The 17978-nt window shown below is 43.7% G+C and carries 25 protein-coding genes; 23 read left to right on the forward strand and 2 right to left on the reverse strand.

Features of this window, described 5'->3' with window-relative positions; genetic code table 11:
• Nucleotides 1-21 precede the first annotated feature (21 nt).
• The 7 genes from NSS82_RS12825 to NSS82_RS12855 all read left to right on the forward strand — a co-directional run bounded on the left by NSS82_RS12825 (nt 22) and on the right by NSS82_RS12855 (nt 7185).
• Nucleotides 22-750: a (Fe-S)-binding protein gene (locus tag NSS82_RS12825; RefSeq protein WP_036689769.1), complete on the forward strand. Its 729-nt coding sequence runs from the start codon at nt 22-24 to the stop codon at nt 748-750.
• Entirely contained in the window at nt 747-2300 is a 1554-nt protein-coding gene (locus NSS82_RS12830; RefSeq protein ID WP_076273059.1) for a LutB/LldF family L-lactate oxidation iron-sulfur protein, read from the forward strand. Before NSS82_RS12825 ends, NSS82_RS12830 begins: the two co-directional genes overlap by 4 nt.
• On the forward strand, nt 2293-3021 hold the full coding sequence (locus NSS82_RS12835; protein ID WP_076273058.1) for a LutC/YkgG family protein: 729 nt from the start codon (nt 2293-2295) through the stop codon (nt 3019-3021). Before NSS82_RS12830 ends, NSS82_RS12835 begins: the two co-directional genes overlap by 8 nt.
• Before the next feature lie 26 nt (nt 3022-3047).
• Complete coding sequence (gene rhaB / locus NSS82_RS12840; protein WP_256718552.1) at nt 3048-4538, forward strand: rhamnulokinase; 1491 nt, start codon at nt 3048-3050, stop codon at nt 4536-4538.
• A gap of 86 nt (nt 4539-4624) precedes the next feature.
• Nucleotides 4625-5899, forward strand: a complete 1275-nt coding sequence (gene rhaA / locus NSS82_RS12845; protein WP_076273057.1) for an L-rhamnose isomerase — start codon at nt 4625-4627, stop codon at nt 5897-5899.
• Between the two features lie 159 nt (nt 5900-6058).
• Nucleotides 6059-6697, forward strand: coding sequence for a Vat family streptogramin A O-acetyltransferase (locus NSS82_RS12850; protein WP_036689774.1), 639 nt, complete (start codon nt 6059-6061; stop codon nt 6695-6697).
• 110 nt (nt 6698-6807) lie between these two features.
• Nucleotides 6808-7185, forward strand: coding sequence for a YkvA family protein (locus tag NSS82_RS12855; protein ID WP_080742463.1), 378 nt, complete (start codon nt 6808-6810; stop codon nt 7183-7185).
• Between the two features lie 16 nt (nt 7186-7201).
• Here NSS82_RS12855 and NSS82_RS12860 read toward each other — a convergent pair whose 3' ends face one another.
• Nucleotides 7202-7594, reverse strand: a complete 393-nt coding sequence (locus NSS82_RS12860) for a winged helix-turn-helix transcriptional regulator (protein WP_036689775.1) — start codon at nt 7592-7594, stop codon at nt 7202-7204.
• 150 nt (nt 7595-7744) lie between these two features.
• Here NSS82_RS12860 and NSS82_RS12865 point away from each other — a divergent pair, with 150 nt between their 5' ends.
• The 14 genes from NSS82_RS12865 (at nt 7745) to NSS82_RS12930 (ending at nt 15257) form a co-directional block, all read left to right on the forward strand.
• A complete protein-coding gene (locus NSS82_RS12865; RefSeq protein ID WP_036689777.1) occupies nt 7745-8419 on the forward strand; it encodes an NAD(P)H-dependent oxidoreductase in 675 nt (224 codons plus the stop codon).
• A 187-nt stretch (nt 8420-8606) separates the two neighbouring features.
• The gene (locus NSS82_RS12870; protein WP_036689778.1) at nt 8607-9017 is read left to right on the forward strand and encodes a CidA/LrgA family holin-like protein; all 411 of its coding nucleotides are present in this window, start codon (nt 8607-8609) and stop codon (nt 9015-9017) included.
• A complete protein-coding gene (locus NSS82_RS12875) occupies nt 9017-9703 on the forward strand; it encodes an LrgB family protein (RefSeq protein WP_036689780.1) in 687 nt (228 codons plus the stop codon). The genes NSS82_RS12870 and NSS82_RS12875 overlap by 1 nt, the downstream gene beginning before the upstream one ends.
• A 94-nt stretch (nt 9704-9797) precedes the next feature.
• Nucleotides 9798-9977 carry a hypothetical protein gene (locus tag NSS82_RS12880; protein ID WP_036689781.1) on the forward strand — a complete coding sequence of 60 codons (180 nt, stop codon included), beginning with the start codon at nt 9798-9800 and terminating at the stop codon, nt 9975-9977.
• 166 nt (nt 9978-10143) lie between these two features.
• Nucleotides 10144-10323: a hypothetical protein gene (locus tag NSS82_RS12885; protein ID WP_038570027.1), complete on the forward strand. Its 180-nt coding sequence runs from the start codon at nt 10144-10146 to the stop codon at nt 10321-10323.
• Between the two features lie 164 nt (nt 10324-10487).
• Entirely contained in the window at nt 10488-11054 is a 567-nt protein-coding gene (locus NSS82_RS12890) for a putative ABC transporter permease (RefSeq protein WP_036689784.1), read from the forward strand.
• 146 nt (nt 11055-11200) lie between these two features.
• Nucleotides 11201-11677, forward strand: a complete 477-nt coding sequence (locus tag NSS82_RS12895) for a DUF523 domain-containing protein (protein ID WP_036689786.1) — start codon at nt 11201-11203, stop codon at nt 11675-11677.
• 49 nt (nt 11678-11726) lie between these two features.
• Nucleotides 11727-11873 (forward strand): hypothetical protein, encoded by a 147-nt coding sequence (locus tag NSS82_RS12900; protein WP_155288116.1) that lies wholly within the window; start codon nt 11727-11729, stop codon nt 11871-11873.
• Between the two features lie 168 nt (nt 11874-12041).
• On the forward strand, nt 12042-12491 hold the full coding sequence (locus NSS82_RS12905; RefSeq protein WP_076273056.1) for a DUF4362 domain-containing protein: 450 nt from the start codon (nt 12042-12044) through the stop codon (nt 12489-12491).
• Between the two features lie 30 nt (nt 12492-12521).
• Nucleotides 12522-12995, forward strand: a complete 474-nt coding sequence (locus tag NSS82_RS12910; protein WP_036689829.1) for an NUDIX domain-containing protein — start codon at nt 12522-12524, stop codon at nt 12993-12995.
• A gap of 16 nt (nt 12996-13011) precedes the next feature.
• Nucleotides 13012-13599, forward strand: coding sequence for a histidine phosphatase family protein (locus tag NSS82_RS12915; protein ID WP_076100752.1), 588 nt, complete (start codon nt 13012-13014; stop codon nt 13597-13599).
• Entirely contained in the window at nt 13596-14021 is a 426-nt protein-coding gene (locus NSS82_RS12920) for a hypothetical protein (RefSeq protein WP_076273055.1), read from the forward strand. The genes NSS82_RS12915 and NSS82_RS12920 overlap by 4 nt, the downstream gene beginning before the upstream one ends.
• 9 nt (nt 14022-14030) lie before the next feature.
• Nucleotides 14031-14441, forward strand: a complete 411-nt coding sequence (locus tag NSS82_RS12925; protein ID WP_076273054.1) for a ribosomal maturation YjgA family protein — start codon at nt 14031-14033, stop codon at nt 14439-14441.
• A 24-nt stretch (nt 14442-14465) separates the two neighbouring features.
• Complete coding sequence (locus tag NSS82_RS12930) at nt 14466-15257, forward strand: lipid II flippase Amj family protein (protein WP_036689792.1); 792 nt, start codon at nt 14466-14468, stop codon at nt 15255-15257.
• 18 nt (nt 15258-15275) lie between these two features.
• On the opposite strand, the gene NSS82_RS12935 is transcribed toward NSS82_RS12930, so the two are convergent.
• Nucleotides 15276-16007 (reverse strand): hypothetical protein, encoded by a 732-nt coding sequence (locus NSS82_RS12935; RefSeq protein ID WP_256718551.1) that lies wholly within the window; start codon nt 16005-16007, stop codon nt 15276-15278.
• 282 nt (nt 16008-16289) lie between these two features.
• Between NSS82_RS12935 and NSS82_RS12940 the strand changes: the two genes are divergently transcribed.
• Both NSS82_RS12940 and NSS82_RS12945 read left to right on the forward strand, forming a co-directional pair.
• A complete protein-coding gene (locus tag NSS82_RS12940) occupies nt 16290-17150 on the forward strand; it encodes an SDR family oxidoreductase (RefSeq protein WP_076273053.1) in 861 nt (286 codons plus the stop codon).
• Nucleotides 17151-17492: 342 nt separating this feature from the next.
• The gene (locus NSS82_RS12945) at nt 17493-17918 is read left to right on the forward strand and encodes a DUF4265 domain-containing protein (protein WP_141118582.1); all 426 of its coding nucleotides are present in this window, start codon (nt 17493-17495) and stop codon (nt 17916-17918) included.
• Nucleotides 17919-17978: the final 60 nt, after the last annotated feature.

The following is a 17978-nucleotide window of genomic DNA, read 5'->3' on the forward strand; positions in this document are numbered from 1 at the left end:
AGTTGTGCAGGAGGTGAAGGCATGAAGGTATCGATGTTTATAACTTGCGTCAGCGATGCCGTGTTCCCGAAGGTCGGGGAAGCCATGGCTCGTCTGCTAGCCAGGTATGGCGTACAGCTGGAGTTCCCGGAGGTGCAGACTTGCTGCGGACAGCCTGCGTACAACAGTGGATATTGGAATGAAGCGCGGCAAGCTGCACTTACGATTCTACAGGCTTTTGATGACAGTGATTTTGTCATTGCACCTTCCGGATCCTGTACGGGGATGCTTCATCATTACCCTAAGCTGTTTCAGGATGATCCGGTTAATCTGGTCAAGGCGCAGAATTTGCAACGCAAATCCTATGAATTTAGCCAGTTTATGGTGCAGGTACTTGGCGTAACTGATCTAGGAGCAGTCTTTCCGCATAAGGTTACCTATCATCCTTCCTGTCATGGCACAAGGATTCTAGGGATTCGCGACGAACCTATGCAGCTTATGCAAAATGTGAAGGCGATGGAGCTGGTGCCACTGCCTTTTGCTGAGGACTGCTGTGGGTTTGGTGGAACCTTTGCCGTGAAAATGTCTGATATCTCCGGGGCAATGGTCACTGAGAAATCAGATCATGTGCTGGAGACGGAAGCAGAAATCCTAACGGGTCTGGATATGGGTTGTCTGATGAATATTGCCGGGAATCTGCGTTACCGCCGCGAACCCGTTCGAGTTATGCATTTAGCAGAACTGCTGTATGAGGGGGTGACTGATAAATGAGCCAAGCTACCACCAATCCCAAGGCGGGTTCAGAGAATAGAAAGCCAGCTACAGTAAAAGAACGTGCAGACTTGGCGCTGAATAATGACTTTTTACGCAAGGCTGTTCGTTTTACCACGGAGAGACTGCGTGATGGAAAACAAAAAGCGGCTAACGATCATGGCCACTGGGAAGAGTGGCGTGAACGTGGGCGGCAAATCCGTCTACACACGATCGCCCATCTTGATTACTATCTGAACCTTTTTGCAGACAAGGCAAGAGTAAACGGCACACATATTCATTTTGCAGCAACGGGTGAAGAGGCTGTGAAGATTGCCCTTGAAATCGCGCAGCGAAAACAGGCAGCTTCTGTGGTCAAATCCAAATCAATGGTTACAGAGGAGCTGCATTTAAATAAGGCGCTGGAATCCATTGGTGTGGAGACCATAGAGACGGATCTGGGGGAGTATATTATCCAGCTTGCCGGGGAAACCCCGTCACATATCATTATTCCGGCGATTCATAAGAACCGCTACCAGATTGCCGAGCTGTTGTCCAAAGAGGCAGGAGAGGAGCTTTTGCCCGAAACTACTATCCTTGCTGGATTTGTAAGGCGTAAGCTGAGAGAGAAGTTCCTTGATGCGGATATCGGAATGACTGGCTGTAACTTTGCTATTGCAGAGACGGGTTCGATGGTGCTGTTCGAGAATGAAGGTAACGCTCGTATGGTCACCACTTTACCGAAAACGCAAATTACCCTGATGGGGATGGAGCGGATTATTCCTTCGTGGAGTGATCTTGAAGTGATGGCTACATTATTGCCTCGTTCGGCAACAGGGCAGAAGTTAACGGTATATATGTCGGGTATTTCTGGTCCCCGCAGGGATAATGACGGTGATGGGCCGGAAGAGCAGCATATTATTATTCTTGATAATGGTCGATCTGAGCAGCTAGGCGATCCTGAGTTTCAGGAGCTGCTGAACTGCATCCGCTGTGGAGCTTGTCTGAATGCTTGTCCTGTCTACCGTCATATTGGCGGTCATGCATATGGAGGAACGTATAGCGGACCTATAGGAGCGGTGTTGACCCCGGCGCTGAATAAAAATGTAGATCAATGGGATGACATCGCCTCAGCCTCTAGCCTGTGCGGAGCATGTTATGAAGCCTGTCCGGTCAAAATCCCTCTGCATGATATGCTCATCTATTTACGGCGGCGGAAGGTAGAACGTGGTTATGGGGATAAGGCAGAAGGTCTCGGCATGAAGGGTTTTGGGGCGATTATGGCGAAGTCACAGCGATTTAGTAATGTGATGAAGGTAGGTAGAATCGGGCAAAAGCTGCTCGTACGAGACGGAGGAATTCCGTCGAAACTGGGCCCGCTGAAAGGTTGGAACAATTATCGGATCGCCCCGAAGCTGGCAGATCAATCCTTCCGTGAGAGCTGGAAGGGGCTGCAACAGGAGCTAGATAAGAACAGTCGCGAAATGGACCCGGCGATACAGAAGCGAATGGAAGATTTACTAGCGAAGCGGAAGCGGGAAGAGCTGGAAGGAGGGGCCGGGCATGACTGAAGAGACGCACAGTAACTGGTTGGAACGTATGGAGCAGGATTCACGTGAACAGCAGCAGGCATTCATGAATGATATCGCTCGCCGCCTGAAGCGGCCGAGAATTACTGAAGCTCCTGCACATCCTTTTCGCGGCGCACCGCAGTACTGGCAGCAATTCCAGTGGAGTCCGGAGGAAAGGATTGAACAATTTACGGCGAATTTTCAAAGCGCAGGTGGTCATGTATTTCGTATGGAGGATATGGATGAAGCCAAAGCTTTCATCGTCAGCAAAGTCAATGAGATGCTCGCACGGTATATTCTCCGGCAAAATGTCACCGAGCTAGCAGCACTTCGACTAGAGGAGGAACTCACAGATACACGGGTGTCTGTCTGGAATACAGATGATCAGGAGGCATGGAAAGCTAGGGCGGCCGAGGCTGATATTGGAATTGTGATTGCGGATTATGCAGTTGCCTATACAGGCTCCATTACTGTGCTGTCCTCTGAGAATAAAGGCCGTTCAGTCAGCTTATTACCTACCGCATTAATTGCCATCGTTCCATTGGAGCGGCTGAAGACTCGTCTCGGTGAGGTGCTTATTGATTTTGATGAAGCTGGGCCATCGGGGCTGCCGGCGGGCATTCACTTTATCTCCGGACCTAGCCGTTCAGCGGATATTGAGAATGATCTGACGATAGGCGTGCATGGTCCAGGAATCGTATTCGCTTTGCTAGTAGGCTGATAGGAGATAAGGAGTGTTGTATAGGGATGAATACACAAGCTCATAATCAAATTCAGAATCATATTGCTGTTGATATCGGAGCCTCTAGTGGGAGAGTGGTCTGTGGAACCTTGCAGCAGCCGGGAGGAACCCTGTCTATAGAAGAAATTCATCGCTTCAGTAATGGATTCGCTGAACAAAATGGTAATCTATATTGGAATATAGATTATTTAGTTGCTGAAATCGTCAAGGGCTTACAGCAGGCCAAGGCTAGAGGGATCGAGCGCTGCACCGTGGGCATCGATACTTGGGGTGTCGATTATGTACTTCTCGATCAGGAGGGAGCGCGGATCCATGAGGTTTTTTCTTATCGTGACTCCCGAACGGATGGAGCGATAGAGAGGCTGCATCGCAATATCTCAACTGAAAGCGTTTACGAAAAAGTGGGGATACAATATCTCCCGATTAATACGTTGTATCAGCTGTTTGTGCATGATCAGGCGGAGCTGGAAGCAGCACATTCCATCCTGCTGGTCCCTGATTATCTTTATTATCGGCTTACGGGTCGCAAGATTAGTGAAGTGACGATAGGTTCCACCTCTGGGATGCTGAATCTTCACACTCGTGATTACGATGAGGATCTTCTGTCGGTGCTTGGTCTTTCAAAAGAGCAATTCCCTCCCTTAACAGAACCTGGGGAACCCGTTGGGAGGTTGACGGAGGACTTGGCGGCTCGCGGTGATCTTCCAGATTGCGAGTTCATAGCAGTAGCCTCTCATGATACAGCATCAGCTGTATTAGGGGTTCCGGCAAACAGCGAGAACTGGGGATTTCTCAGTAGTGGTACTTGGTCACTCATCGGGGTGGAACGGGGTTCAGCCATCACAAGTCCAGAGGCAATGTTACGCAACTATACGAATGAATGGGGAGCCTACGGCTCATTCCGGTTTCTTAAGAATATTATGGGCATGTGGTTGATTCAAAAGGTTCGTGAGGAGTACGGCGGACAATACAGCTTCGGCGAGCTGGTAGAGCTGGCAGCACAAGAAATCCCTTTTAGATCAATCATTTATTGCAATGATGAACGATTCATGAATCCACAGAGCATGATTGACGAGATCCGCAGCTATTGTGTGGAAGCAGGACAGTTGGTTCCTCAAACGCCTGGGGAAATGGCTCGATGTGTATTTGATAGTCTTGCTTTATCTTATTATTTCTACATTCAGGATCTCCAGCAATTGACGGGTGACAACTTAGAGAGGCTGCATATCGTTGGCGGAGGTGCGAATAACGGTCTGTTGTGCCAGATTACGGCAGATCTGCTGGAGATGGAAATTCACGCCGGACCAACGGAATCTACGGCTTTAGGCAATCTAGTGGTGCAGATGATCAGCACGGGTGCTGTAAATGATCTTCAAGAGGCGAGAGAAATTATAAGTCGTTCATTCCAAGTTACATCTTATATACCGAAGGGGATGGACCCCACGACCAAAAAGGCGGCTTTGGCACAGTTCGCCCGGCTGCAGGCCGTTAATTAGTAGCTAAGTTAAGAGGCACGCGAGCCAAAGAGAGGCAAAAGTGCCTCACCTAAAACACACTAAGCTAAAAATCAGGAGGCTCAATCATGGAGCAGAGTAAAGAGAGCTTACAGAGCATTCAGAACAGCTACAATGAAGCGAAAAAGCTTTACGCACAGCATGGGATCGACGTAGATAAGGTGTTGCAGCAGCTAGCGGAAATTAAGATTTCTTTGCATTGTTGGCAAGGTGATGATGTGAAGGGATTTTTGAATAAGGAAAAAGAACTGAGCGGCGGGATCGCAGTCACTGGAAGTTACCCGGGGAGGGCCGGGAATCCGGAGGAGCTGCGCCGTGATTTGGAACAGGCCCTTGCACTCATCCCAGGCCAACATAAAATAAATTTACATGCTATTTATGCGGATACAGAAGAGACTGTAGATCTCGATGCTTTAGAGCCTAAGCATTTTGAGCGATGGGTGAGCTGGGCCAAAGAGCGGGGACTCGGATTGGATTTCAATCCTACCTGTTTTTCTCATGAAAAAGCAAACGATGGCTTCACACTGAGCCACCCAGATCCTGAAATCCGCAACTTCTGGATCGCTCATTGCAAGGCCTCACGTCGAATCGCCGAGTCCTTTGGCCAGGCATTAGGTCAGCCTTGTGTGACTAATTTTTGGGTTCCAGATGGTTATAAAGATACGCCGATCGACCGTTTGTCACCAAGGGTACGGCTTCAGCAGTCACTCGATGAAATCTTCAGCGAGGAAATCGATCAGCAATATAACATTGATGCTGTAGAAAGTAAGCTGTTTGGTATTGGTTCGGAAAGTTACGTGGTTGGCTCACATGAATTCTATATGGGTTATGCGCTAAGCCGGGGCAAGGCGGTGTGCTTCGATGCTGGGCATTTCCATCCAACTGAGACGATTTCGAATAAGCTGTCTTCCTGGCTGCTGTTTGGGGATCAATTGCTGCTGCATGTTAGCCGTCCAGTACGCTGGGATAGTGATCATGTGGTAACTATGGACGATGAGCTGCTCGAGATTGCCCGTGAACTGGTTCGTGGCCAGTTTCTGGACAGAACACATATTGGATTAGATTTTTTTGACGGAAGCATCAATCATGTTGCTGCTTGGGTGATCGGAACACGAAATACATTAAAAGCTTTGCTTCGTGCCATGCTGGAGCCAATCGAGCAATTGAAGCAAATTGAGCTGGATGGAGATTACACTTCAAGACTTGCCTTGGTCGAGGAATTTAAATCGTATCCGTTTGGAGCCATTTGGGATTATTATTGTGCGAAGAATGGCGCACCGGTCCGGGAAAGCTGGCTAAATGAAGTAAAACAGTATGAGGCAGAGGTTTTATCGAAAAGATAGAGGTAGAAGTAGAAGCAGAACGAGCTTTGACAATATAAGTAGATAATAGATAGGCGGTTACCAGCAGGTGGCCGCTTTTTTTGTTTATAAATCGTACATTATTTGAATTCAGCTCTGATCTCTGCTATGTTTTATCCAAAAGAGAGCGAGGCGTAAACTATGAAACAATATGGACCGAACCCGAATACGCTCTATCCCAATGAACAAATTAAAAGTATCTGCTATATAAAAAATGCGATTACAAGAGACAATATCATTGTTGGCGATTATACCTATTATGATGATATAAACGGTGCAGAGAAGTTTGAGGAACGTGTGACTCATCATTATGATTTTATTGGCGACAAGCTTATTATTGGAAAATTCTGCGCGATTGCCAAAGGCATTGAATTTGTCATGAATGGTGCCAACCATCGGATGAATTCGGTTTCGACCTATCCGTTTAATATTATGGCACATGGCTGGGAACAGGCGGTCCCGGATTTAAAAGATCTGCCGCTAAAAGGCGATACAGTCATCGGAAACGATGTTTGGATTGGACAAAATGTTACGGTTATGCCAGGTGTGCGTATTGGAAATGGAGCAGTTATCGCAGCCAATTCTACAGTTGTAAAGGATATTCCGGCGTATAGTGTAGCTGGAGGAAATCCCTGCAAAGTGATTAGACAACGTTTTGATGATGAAATGATCGAATATCTTGAAGCGCTGAAGTGGTGGGATTGGGATGCAGAGCGAATCTTTAATAATCTTGAAGTGTTATGCAGCAGCGATTTAACGAAAATCAAAGCAATCGATTAATCGTAAGTAGGTTCAGGATACGGACTTTAGTTTATCTTAAAGATATAAACCTCAATTGAGGGAATACTTTAGGTATGTACGTCATATGAACCTTTCGGAGGGAACCGGCAATGAAGAAAGATAAGGTCAAGAATAGCATGGAGCTCACTGCAGAGGAATTTCCATATAGCAAAGAAAATGAGGAAATGGTAACGCAAAATTTTTGGACGAAAACTAAAAAGTTTGCAGGCAAAATTCCATTTACTAAAGATGCTATCGCGATGTATTATTGTGCCGTCGACGCTAAGACACCTTTATGGGCGAAAGGAATTGCTTTCGGTGCATTGGCTTATTTTATTTCTCCTATAGATGCTATACCCGATGCGATTCTAGGCCTTGGATTTACAGATGATGCAGCGATTATCGCAGCAGGCATTAAAGCGATATCCGGTCAGGTAACCAACGAACATAAGGAAAAGGCGGAAGCGTTTTTTAATGGGGAAAAATAAAAGGTGCAGCATTAAGCTACACCGTTATATCTGTACTTTCAGGACAGCTTTCTGCGGAAAGCTGTTTTGTTTTGTACACCTCGCCCCAATCTTTCATGAGTTTAATAATAGGAATCAGTGTCTTGCCGAATTCAGTTAAAGAGTATTCGACTTTTGGGGGAACCTGATGGTAGACCTCACGGTGTACAACCCCATCCTCTTCCAACTCTCTTAGTTGCAGGGTCAGCATACGTTGGGTAATTCCCGGGCAGATCCGGCGGAATTCGTTAAAACGTTTCGTGCCATCAATCAAGTGATAGATGAGAATTCCTTTCCATTTGCCTCCTATAACGTCCAGTGTGAATTCTACAGGGCAAGCTTCTTTATTGCTTTCCGGGAAATTTCCGAAGCCACCTTTTCGGTCACGCATAGCTGTTCAACTCCCATGGTATCATTTTGTATACTACATAACATTATTGTGCGTACTTTTAAAGAAGTGATATATACACTAATATTAAGCATGTGATCGGCAAACAGTCAAATGCCCGTCGATTCTAATCAAGTAAAGGGAGTGTTACTCATGGATACTTTATCGTTAAACAAGAATGAAATCCTGTCTGCATATCAGTTCAGACATGCAACTAAAGAATTCGATAGCCATAAAAAAATTAGTGAATCGGACTTTCAATTTATATTGGAAACTGGACGATTGTCACCAAGTTCATTCGGATTCGAGCCTTGGCGTTTTGTGGTAGTGCAAAGTCCGGAAGTACGTGAGAAATTACGTCCTAATGCATGGGGAGCACAAAAGCAATTGGCAACTGCAAGCCATTTTGTGCTTATTCTCTCACGTCTTCCTAAAGATATGGCTGCTGACTCCGATTATATTAAAGGGATCATGGAGAATGTGCAGGAGTTGCCTCCGCAAGTAATGGAAGGAAAACGTAAAGTTTTTGATAAGTTCTTGAAGGTTGATTTCGGACTGATGGCGAATGAGCGGGCGATGTTCGAATGGAGCTGCCGGCAGACTTATCTGGCACTTGGGAATATGCTGACATCAGCTGCGTTAATTGGGATCGACTCCTGCCCAATAGAAGGTTTCGATAAAGCAAAGGTTGAGCAGATATTGGCAGAAGAAGGTATTATGGACGCTGAGCATTTTGGAATCTCTTGTATGGCAGCTTTCGGATATCGCCTGAATGAACCACGTGGTAAGACGCGTCAAGGTGCAGAGCAAGTAATTCAGTGGGTTTAACGAAATTGAATTTTAATCTTTGAGCCTGTAAAGTCTCTGTATTCTGGGGATTTTGCAGGTTTTTTTGCGATATTTCTTATAAGATTCAAAAAGTAATTGAAAGTTTCATGAAAACTCTGATACCCTTATGAAGGTGACTCAATATTAGCGCTATCGCTTTAACTTAATAATGAAGGGATCCTGCATCATGAAAATCATTCGCATTATTATCCAAGTGTTCCTGCTATATTTGTTCTACTTGGCTGGGGACTATCTGCAAAAGCAACTGCATCTCCCCGTGTCCGGGAGTATCGTAGGATTACTGTTACTTTTTGTTCTATTGCTATTCAGGGTCGTGCCTGTGAAGTGGATTGAAGAGGGTGCAACAACGATATTAGCTTATCTTCCGTTATTTTTTATTCCAGCGACAGCTGGGATCGTGAATCATATGGATATCTTTAGTGGTAGAGGTTTACTATTAATCCTAATCCTTATCGTTAGCAGTGTTCTCACGATTGCCGCAGCTGCACATTCTAGCCAATGGCTTACTAGTGTAAACAACAAGCTGAAAGCGGGTTGGAGCGGCAAGAGACTAAGCGAAAAGGGGAAGGAAATATAATGTTTTTTATCGCAACAGGTATTGTACTGCTTAACGTAGCTATTTATTTGATGATGTCAGTAGTATATAGACGATTTCGTATTCCTGTACTTATTCCCGCGCTTACAGCAACAGTGATTGTTGTAACTTTACTGCTATATTTTCATATTCCGTATGATACATATATGATAGGCGGCCAATGGATTAATCAGCTGCTCGGTCCTGCTGTAGTCTCGTTAGCCTACCCATTATATAAACAACGTAATGTGTTGATTGAGAATCTCCCGGCGATTCTGGGCGGAGCGATTGTGGGACTGCTTATAGGGATGTTTAGTGGACTGCTTTTGGCGGCAGGTCTAGGATTCTCTAAATTATATGTTTTATCTTTATTACCTAAATCGATCACTACACCTGTAGCGATACAGATCTCGAACAGCCTAGGTGGGGACTCTTCTTTAACCTCCGTATTTGTTATGATTGCTGGATTTACTGGTGCGATTGGCGGACCTTTTATCATCAAGCTGTTTAGAATTCGTAGTGAGGTTGGAATCGGAATTGGTCTCGGAACCGCTTCTCATGCTCTAGGAACAGCAAAGGCCTTGGAATATGGTGAACAATCCGTTTCGATGAGCTCGGTTGCGATGACTGTATGCGCGATAGTTGGTTCTTGTATCGGCCCACTTGTAGCGTGGATGATGTACCCTTAAATTATTCTTTTAATTGGACTATGTTTGCAAAACACTCCATCGGGTAACTATAACTAAGGAACAAAAAAAGCAAAGCACCTGAGGAGGATTTCACATGTCCGATCACACACAAGATGAAGCGGAAATCCGCAACAAGGAAAATAAAGAAGGCGATTCATTAGCTGAAATTAAGAAGATGGAGAACGGTGTAGACATCGAGCCAGAGGCAGATGAGTGGGTAGCCAAACCTGCTGAATCCTCACACCCAGATCCGCTTCCCGATAATTTGGAGTAAATGATTCGGAAGACAGGCTGTCCTTTAAGGGACAGTCTGTTTTTGTTGATGATTGTAGTAAGTATTGTATAATAAATAAAAGTACAACCTCATCAGAGTGTTTTCTCCAAGTTCGTCTTAGCTTTTCGCAAATTTCACAGATCTTTGCCAATGGGGAGGAAATGGAATGCGTAGTCGAAATGAGAACAGCCGTTATCGGCAAAAACGTGGTGAGGCTCTCGCAGGAAACTTTGAGAAAAAGTACGGTTCAAACTTTGGCGTACGCAGTGAGCTTAAGATGGATGCACTGAAGAAACAAAACGACGATCAGTTGCTGACGACACCTCATGAAGAAGAGCATAAATAATTAGAAAGTAACGAGTGGGAGACTTTTACTCCTGGAATTCTGGAATGAAGGCATAACCTTTTGGGTTATGTCTTTTTTGTGCGCATATTTCCTGAACGATCAAGACATAATAGGGCCGGATGGACAACTAAGAAAATAATGACAACGAGAGGCGGGATTAGGTCATGATTATTCCTATATTTTCGTTAAGTGGAGATATAGCAGTTACTGTGGTGGGCCAATACTTTTTTTATTTTATGGTCTATTCCTTTTTAGGCTGGGTATTGGAAGGGACCTATAATCTATACAGTAATGGAAGCTTTCGCAAAGAAGGATTTCTAAAAGGTCCATTTAAGCCGATGTATGGCTTTGCTCCACTATTGCTATTGATTGCTAGAGATTTGACGCTGCCACTTCCGCTTTTCCTATTTCTTGCGCTAATCATTCCTTCTGCTGTTGAATTTATAAGCGGCTGGCTGTTAAAAACGGTATTCCATAAGCAATGGTGGGATTACTCAGGAATGTCTTATCAACTGCAAGGGCATATTTGCCTGCGTTTTTCTCTATATTGGTGGGGGCTTTCAGTAGCTAGTGTGTATGTAATTCAGCCGCTTATGGAGCTTTTATATTCGGGTGTTCAGCCTATTTGGAAATTCGTGCTTCCGATCGTGGGGTTCTACTTTATGGCGGATTTATTATGGACCTGCTGGAGCCGGTATCGGATGGAGAAAACCCCTCAATATCAGAAATAATGGTTTTCTATATGTATACAATGAGTCTTCTTTTGTGTATCAAGCACAAACATTTCGTGGACAGGCATTTCGATATTGCATATCCGTTTCTAGTCATAAATAATATAGCAATATATTAAATACTAGACGGACTGGTGGCGATAACGATGACAGGGAAGATTCTAGTGAGCGCATGTCTGTTAGGGCATAAAGTACGTTATGATAATGGCGATGTTCCGTGTCTCGATGCCCGATTCCTAAAGTGGTATGAGGAAGGGCGTTTTGTCCATATTTGTCCAGAGGTAGTGGGCGGTTTGCCAACCCCTCGTCCTGACGCACAGCGGCAAGGAGATCGGGTAGTGACGGGGGCAGGAACGGATGTTACCGAGCCATTTATGAAGGGGGCTCAAGCCACACTAAAGCTGGCTAGGGAGCATCAGGTTGCATTAGCTATTTTAAAACAAGACAGTCCTTCATGCGGAAGCCTGTATATTTATGATGGAACCTTTAAAGATACGAAAGCACCGGGAGAGGGCACCACTACGGAGCTGTTGAGGAAAAATGGGTTTAAAGTATTTGGCGAAGATCAGCTAGACGAAGTCGAGCAGGAACTCGCACGTATGGACGGGCAGGTTATTCTTTAAGTAATAAATAGGTTGCAGGATACATAGTGTGTATAAGGGGAACGAAGCAGTGTCCTTGGGAGAGGAAATGCCGTCCGATGAGCCATCCTTCATTTGGGATAGGAGGCGGACGCAGATGAGTATTGATCAGCTCATTGCTTTGCTCGTTCTTGTTATTATGATCGTACAGCTTGCTGGCACAAAAGGTAAACACTAAGTCTCACCTCATTGTAACTGCTTCCGGAGCTCAGGATTTTTTGAGTTCGGAAGCTTTTTTTGTCCCTGGCTATGCATATTGTGAAATCTAAAGGATTCCTTCATAGTGATGTCTAATATACATATAGTGGGTTTTTGGGAAGTCCAAGGAAAGAAATTAGGGGGAACTATGAAATTTAGAACATGGATAATCATTGTTCAGTTGTTTATAATTGCTGTGCTTGTAGGCGTTTTGGCGGCCGATCTAGGTAAGCCAGGCTCAGATGAGTCTAAACATGATGATATTTTAATACATTTTGATCAAAAAGATTTAAACAGGATAAAAGAAACGGTTCAAAGGTTTAGTGAAGGTAAAGGGGATAACCTGATGTTGATTGAGCCAACCACGGATAGTGGACGGTTAATTCATGATTTCTATTCTAATGGTAAAGAGCTTCATTGGGTAAAGGATGATACAAGAGATGCATGGAGTAATAGTCCTGGGAAGATCGAATATGTATGCAAGGCGATTGAACTAATAGAGACAGGTGAGCGGTTTAATGTCGAGTTATCCCAATGTAATGTTCAGCCAGACGGTGAGAAAATAAATGTGATCAGCTTTTTAAAAGAAAGATTATAAACCCATTTACGGAGAGGATGGATGAACAATATGCCGATGTCTGAGTACTATCAAGGAATTCGTGGGAAAGTGGGCTCAGAATTATTAATGATGCCTTCCGTAGCTGCAGTAATAAGAAATAAAGAGGATGAGATTCTGTTCATCCGCAAGCCAGGAGAATCTTTGTGGGGATTGCCTGCGGGAGCGATTGAGCCAGGGGAGCGTCCTGGAAGAACCTTACGCAGAGAGGTATATGAAGAGACAGGGTTGATGGTTCATCCTACGTCTATTTTAGGTGTTTTTGGTGGAGCGAAATATAGATACGAATATAGTAATGGCGATCAGGTAGAATATACGGTTATTGTATTTGAGTGCTCTATCATCAGAGGAACGCTTAGAGCTATAGATGGGGAGATCGAAGAATTTAAATTTTTCAAAGAGAACGAGCTGCCAGAGATTGCAATTCTATATCCTAGAGAGATTTTTATAAAAGACCGAGAGAAGACTGCAACGATATTTGAGTGACTGAGAGGAGTGCCTCATGAAGACCTACATTTATATGGTTAGACATGCAGTGTCACCTTTTGTATTAGGGAATGAGCGGGAACGGGGATTATCCGAAAAAGGGCACGCAGACGCTTATAGAATCAAAGAGCTTTTGGCGGAGGAGAAAATTACACATTTTGTCTCCAGTCCATATAGACGAGCCGTAGAGACGATCAAGTATTTGGCAGAAGCTTCGAACCAAGAGATTGAACTGTATGAAGAACTCAGAGAACGAGCAATCGGAAGTGTCGAGATTGAAATTAGTGAAGATGACTTTCTGCAGGGCATTCGGACATCATTCAGCGACAAATATTATAAAATGCCGGATGGAGAGAGTACTCAGGAAGCACAAGAGCGTGCAATTCCTGTTATCAAGCAATTAATTAAACAGCATAAAGGCGGCAAAATCGCTTTAGGTACGCACGGGAATATCATGACCATTATCCTGAATTACTTCGATAAGAAGTATGGATATGAGTTCTTTGAACAGACGTCCAAGCCGGATATTTATAAGCTGGAATTTGAAGAATTGGAGCTTACCCATGTGGAGCGGCTGTGGGACTCCGAAGTGCTGAACAGATGAAATATTTCATAAAGTTGAATGCACTAAGCGTACTTTATGCCTTTATGTTATTTGTTGTAATAGAGCTGCCATTGAATATTTATCGAATCAGCAGAATTTCCGGCTTGGAGTTGGGTAAAGTGGATACCTTGCTGTTTATCATCAAGCTTGTGTTATTTTTATTATCTTCTATGGTATTTATTTGGCTTACAAAAAAATATTTGAGCGGAAAAAAATCCATGTATTTCACTACGATCCTATGGTTTCCCTATTTGATTCTGTTCATTAGTTTATTCGCAACCTGGTTCCCAATCACAGAACCTGTAGATAAACCTGCACCGGTAACAGGACTGATCATAATAGGAGCCATGATTATTTATCCGTTTTATATCGCAATGATTAGTATTATCGCAAGCATCACTTTTAAGTCAGACGCTGGATAGAGGTTGGAAATGAGGATCAATGATCTGAAAGAAAAACTTTTTTATATTTGTATTAGTCTCGTTGTTATTGTATTGGGGTTAAGTACTAGAGTATTCTCGGATCAGCTGCCTTTGTTTATATCTAGACATTTCGGAGATGCGCTTTGGGGCAGTATGGTTTATTTTATGTTTCGGGTCCTACTGGTAAATCAAAAGCTAAGGCTCGCCTTTGTATGGAGTTTGGTGTTTAGCTTCGGCATAGAATTTAGCCAGCTGTATCAAGCGGAGTGGATCAACAGCATCCGATCTACAGTATTGGGTGGTCTAATTCTCGGAAAAGGATTCCTATGGATCGACCTCGTTAGATATTTGGTTGGCATTACCCTTTGTTATGGATTGGATCAATACTTTCACCAAAAGGTGCACCGAAATGATAAATAGTGTTTATTGGAGAGGAACCTTTAAATGGTAAATAGTTTGATTGTGGTATGCTTGCTTACGATGATTATTCACACGGCAGAAACCTTATCGTATTCGGTACGATATGCCGGAGTGAAGCTGAACAAGATAGCCATTGCTTTATCTCTCACAGGCATTATTGTTCTCGTCTCAAGAACTGCAAATATGATCCAAGCTCCACTGACGGCTAAATTCGTAGATTATGCCAAAATACATTCTGATTTTCCGCTTCTAAATTACTTGAGAATTATATTATTGGCTTCTTCCTTAGGAACATTAATTGCCATTGCTGTTTTTCCTACCTTTGTCGGCTTGTTTGGGAGAATCATCTCTAAGCTTGAAATTGAGGGTTCTATCCCAAAACTGCTTACCAGTGTAACGATCGGGCAACTAAAGAACACAAGAAAATACATAAGAAAACCAAAAGTGAATCTATATAACTTCAGATACCTGGGGATTCCTAAACGATTTATTGTGATGAATGTTTTTGTTACAGCCTTTTACACCGTAGGTGTCATATCATCATTGTATGCTGCTCATCTAATGCCTCAATATAGCACGACTGCTTCTCAAGCTTCCGGACTGATTAACGGTATGGCGACTATTCTGCTGACCATATTTATCGACCCACAGCTTGGTCTAATTACCCATAAGGCTACTGAAAATGTAGAATACCGTGATCAGCTAGGAAAAATATATGTGGTATTGATGGGTTCTCGATTTGTAGGCACTATATTTGCTCAGCTCCTGATTGTGCCCGCAGCCCAGCTAATTAGTATGTTAGTGAAGCTGATTTGAGCCAGTGGGAGCTAATCATTAGCGAAGTTTAGATTCTGCTGCTCTTAGAGCTAGCGAGATCTTCTGCTCCCAGCTGTAAATATTCTGCTGCATGGAATGAATTCGTTTCATTTGCTCATAGGATGATTTCAATTCTGTAGCGGCTCTAACTGCATCGCCTTGCTTAACAGCTGCTTTATATTGTTTGTCAGCATCCGCGCGTACTTTCTGCGTGACAGTGAGATTCTTACTTTCGGCAGTTATTTGCTTCTTTAAAGCAGTGATGGGTGCCAACGCATCTTTGACGGGTTTAAGCTTAGCAGCGGTTTGCTTGCGAGCGGCTGCCAAAGCGGTTGTCTTCGTTTTAATTTCGGCTCGGGCCAGGGTTACAGCAGCTTTTAATTTATTGCGCTTCAGGTCTAGCAATGTGACTGTTTTCAAGTCTTTAGCTTTCTTGGCTGCGGTAGACTGTTTACCGAGTGTGCTGTATTGTTCCAGAAGGGGAGCGTGTTTCTTCTTAACTGAGGTTGCTTCTGAAAATAAGCGGCTTAACAGTGCTTGATCTGTTGACTGTATGACGGAACGAATAGATTTCAGAGCGTCATTATTCTGCTTGCGTAACTTCTGAATTTCTGAGTTATCTGTCTTGAGGGTGGCTTGAAGCGCGGTATAATTACCATGAAGACTGTTAATGTCATCCAGCGCGGCATCCCAGCCAGTAGCAGCAGACACAAGTGTAAGGTTACAGGTTAGGAAAGTTGCTACCAGCACTAATTGAGCCACCCATTTTAAATCCCTAATTCTGAAAAGGTTCTTTCTACATCTGACGGTACCTTTTGGTTTAAACATTCATCTCAGCTCCTTAATGAATTAGTTAATATACGCAAAAAAGCACCTCCAAGATAGGCATTGACGCCTGTCTTGCGAGGTGCTTCTCCCGCACAGAAATATAAAAGATGCTCTTACTATAACTTGAAATTAATGGATAGTCAATGGACAATAGAACGTTTGTTTGCTTGTTTTTATAATTGTGAAATACAAAGGGGAGTAAATATGAGTTCACATCTAGAGTATGGGCACGATCGAGTGGCCCTGATTACCGGAACCTCCAGTGGATTTGGATTGCTGACAGCGCTCAAATTGGCTGGACAGGGGTTTAAGGTGATAGCAACCATGCGTGATTTAAGCCGTAAAGCCGAGCTGGTGCAGCAGGCAGAGCAGGCAGGAATTTTAAAGCAGCTTCATTTAATGACGATGGATGTCACCGACAGCGATTCTATAGAGACAGCAATATCTTCAGTACACGAAACATTTGGAAGAATTGATGTTCTAGTCAATAATGCAGGTTTTGCCATTGGCGGTTTCATAGAAGAAATATCTATGGAGGAATGGCGGCGGCAAATGGAGACGAACTTTTTTGGATTAGTGGCTGTGACAACAGCTGTGCTGCCCATTATGCGAGAACAGCAGAGCGGCACGATTATTAATGTGGGAAGTGTAAGCGGATTATCCGGATTTCCAGGTTATGCGCCTTATGCAGCTTCTAAATTTGCTGTTGAAGGTTTCAGCGAAAGCCTGCGTCATGAAATGTCCCCTTATGGAATACGGGTGGTATTAATTGAACCGGGCTCCTTCCGTACACCGATATGGGGAAAAGGCATGGAGCAAATTCGACGTAAGGAGGATTCTCCGTATAAAGAACGTCTTGACGCTGTGCTACGATATTCCAAACATACTGCTGAGACAGCGCCTGACCCTAGTCAAGTGGCTAATCTTATCGGTCGTATTACCGAAATGAAAGCACCACGGCTACGTTATCCTATCGGCAAAGGCACGCGAATCTTAATCTTAGGCAAAACGCTGCTTCCATGGAAATGCCTGGAGAGAATTATTGCGAAAGAATTGAGGGGATAGGATGGAGTCATCCATAAATTTAACAATCATTAAACTAATAGGTTATATGTCCAGTTTGATGACCGTTTTTTTATGGCTAATTTTTATATTCATCAATCCATATGCTGAGATTACGAATCGCTCCACTCTTGTAATTAGTATAATTATGTTGTTATTACCGGCGGGGTTATTAGCAATAGGTGTCTTTTTAAACAGAAGTCGGCTAATGCTGCTTGCATTTATCTGGAGTTTTCCCTACAGTTTATATATGTTATTAACGCCCGGAATCTTTAGGTTGTTCGGGATTACGAGCCTAATGTATTTACTTTGTTTTGTGTTATTTAGAATGAACAAGATTAGATATTGAACAAGGATAGAGGTGTGCCGATGCTAGAATCGTCCGGAATCCATATCTGCTTCAACGCAGATGGCCGTGAAATAGAAATCCTCGATGTTACTCCATTTGGCAAAGATAAATTTCGAATTGAAGAGACACCGATTTTTAATCCGGCTGTTACAATGGGAGATATTATACAGGTGAAGGAAGAAAATGGAGTCTATTATTACCAAGAGACCGTCCAGAAATCTCCTTTCAAAAGATACGCTTGGCTGCTTAGTAAAGAGGCTGTTGATTCAACGGCCATTGCAGATTTTAAACATAGAATTATAGAGAATGAAGGCAAATGTGAGTTGATCTTTGGCGGTTTGTTCGTCATTCATATTCCTAAGAATACTTCGATTGATGTTGATGGGGAAATGAATCGAATTATTGAGCGGTTCGAGATTTGAATACTAAGAAAAATGCTGCGTCATGAAATGCAAGGAAACTTGCACACGATGACTGCAGCA

This window comes from Paenibacillus sp. FSL H7-0735 (assembly GCF_038008505.1).
GTDB classification, from domain to species: domain Bacteria; phylum Bacillota; class Bacilli; order Paenibacillales; family Paenibacillaceae; genus Paenibacillus_AQ; species Paenibacillus_AQ odorifer.

Bases quoted from the DNA above. Each gene is read 5' to 3' on its own strand.
- NSS82_RS12860 (WP_036689775.1), bottom strand. From the start codon at position 7,594: ATGCGTGACCGAAAAGGTGGCTTCGGAAATTTCCCGGAAAGCAATAAA.
- NSS82_RS12880 (WP_036689781.1), top strand. From the start codon at position 9,798: ATGTCCGATCACACACAAGATGAAGCGGAAATCCGCAACAAGGAAAAT.
- rhaB (WP_256718552.1), top strand. From the start codon at position 3,048: ATGAATACACAAGCTCATAATCAAATTCAGAATCATATTGCTGTTGAT.
- NSS82_RS12875 (WP_036689780.1), top strand. From the start codon at position 9,017: ATGTTTTTTATCGCAACAGGTATTGTACTGCTTAACGTAGCTATTTAT.
- NSS82_RS12920 (WP_076273055.1), top strand. From the start codon at position 13,596: ATGAAATATTTCATAAAGTTGAATGCACTAAGCGTACTTTATGCCTTT.
- NSS82_RS12895 (WP_036689786.1), top strand. From the start codon at position 11,201: ATGACAGGGAAGATTCTAGTGAGCGCATGTCTGTTAGGGCATAAAGTA.
- NSS82_RS12930 (WP_036689792.1), top strand. From the start codon at position 14,466: ATGGTAAATAGTTTGATTGTGGTATGCTTGCTTACGATGATTATTCAC.
- NSS82_RS12940 (WP_076273053.1), top strand. From the start codon at position 16,290: ATGAGTTCACATCTAGAGTATGGGCACGATCGAGTGGCCCTGATTACC.
- NSS82_RS12925 (WP_076273054.1), top strand. From the start codon at position 14,031: ATGAGGATCAATGATCTGAAAGAAAAACTTTTTTATATTTGTATTAGT.
- NSS82_RS12910 (WP_036689829.1), top strand. From the start codon at position 12,522: ATGCCGATGTCTGAGTACTATCAAGGAATTCGTGGGAAAGTGGGCTCA.
- NSS82_RS12915 (WP_076100752.1), top strand. From the start codon at position 13,012: ATGAAGACCTACATTTATATGGTTAGACATGCAGTGTCACCTTTTGTA.
- NSS82_RS12855 (WP_080742463.1), top strand. From the start codon at position 6,808: ATGAAGAAAGATAAGGTCAAGAATAGCATGGAGCTCACTGCAGAGGAA.
- NSS82_RS12885 (WP_038570027.1), top strand. From the start codon at position 10,144: ATGCGTAGTCGAAATGAGAACAGCCGTTATCGGCAAAAACGTGGTGAG.
- NSS82_RS12890 (WP_036689784.1), top strand. From the start codon at position 10,488: ATGATTATTCCTATATTTTCGTTAAGTGGAGATATAGCAGTTACTGTG.
- NSS82_RS12865 (WP_036689777.1), top strand. From the start codon at position 7,745: ATGGATACTTTATCGTTAAACAAGAATGAAATCCTGTCTGCATATCAG.
- NSS82_RS12825 (WP_036689769.1), top strand. From the start codon at position 22: ATGAAGGTATCGATGTTTATAACTTGCGTCAGCGATGCCGTGTTCCCG.
- rhaA (WP_076273057.1), top strand. From the start codon at position 4,625: ATGGAGCAGAGTAAAGAGAGCTTACAGAGCATTCAGAACAGCTACAAT.
- NSS82_RS12905 (WP_076273056.1), top strand. From the start codon at position 12,042: ATGAAATTTAGAACATGGATAATCATTGTTCAGTTGTTTATAATTGCT.
- NSS82_RS12850 (WP_036689774.1), top strand. From the start codon at position 6,059: ATGAAACAATATGGACCGAACCCGAATACGCTCTATCCCAATGAACAA.
- NSS82_RS12870 (WP_036689778.1), top strand. From the start codon at position 8,607: ATGAAAATCATTCGCATTATTATCCAAGTGTTCCTGCTATATTTGTTC.
- NSS82_RS12835 (WP_076273058.1), top strand. From the start codon at position 2,293: ATGACTGAAGAGACGCACAGTAACTGGTTGGAACGTATGGAGCAGGAT.
- NSS82_RS12830 (WP_076273059.1), top strand. From the start codon at position 747: ATGAGCCAAGCTACCACCAATCCCAAGGCGGGTTCAGAGAATAGAAAG.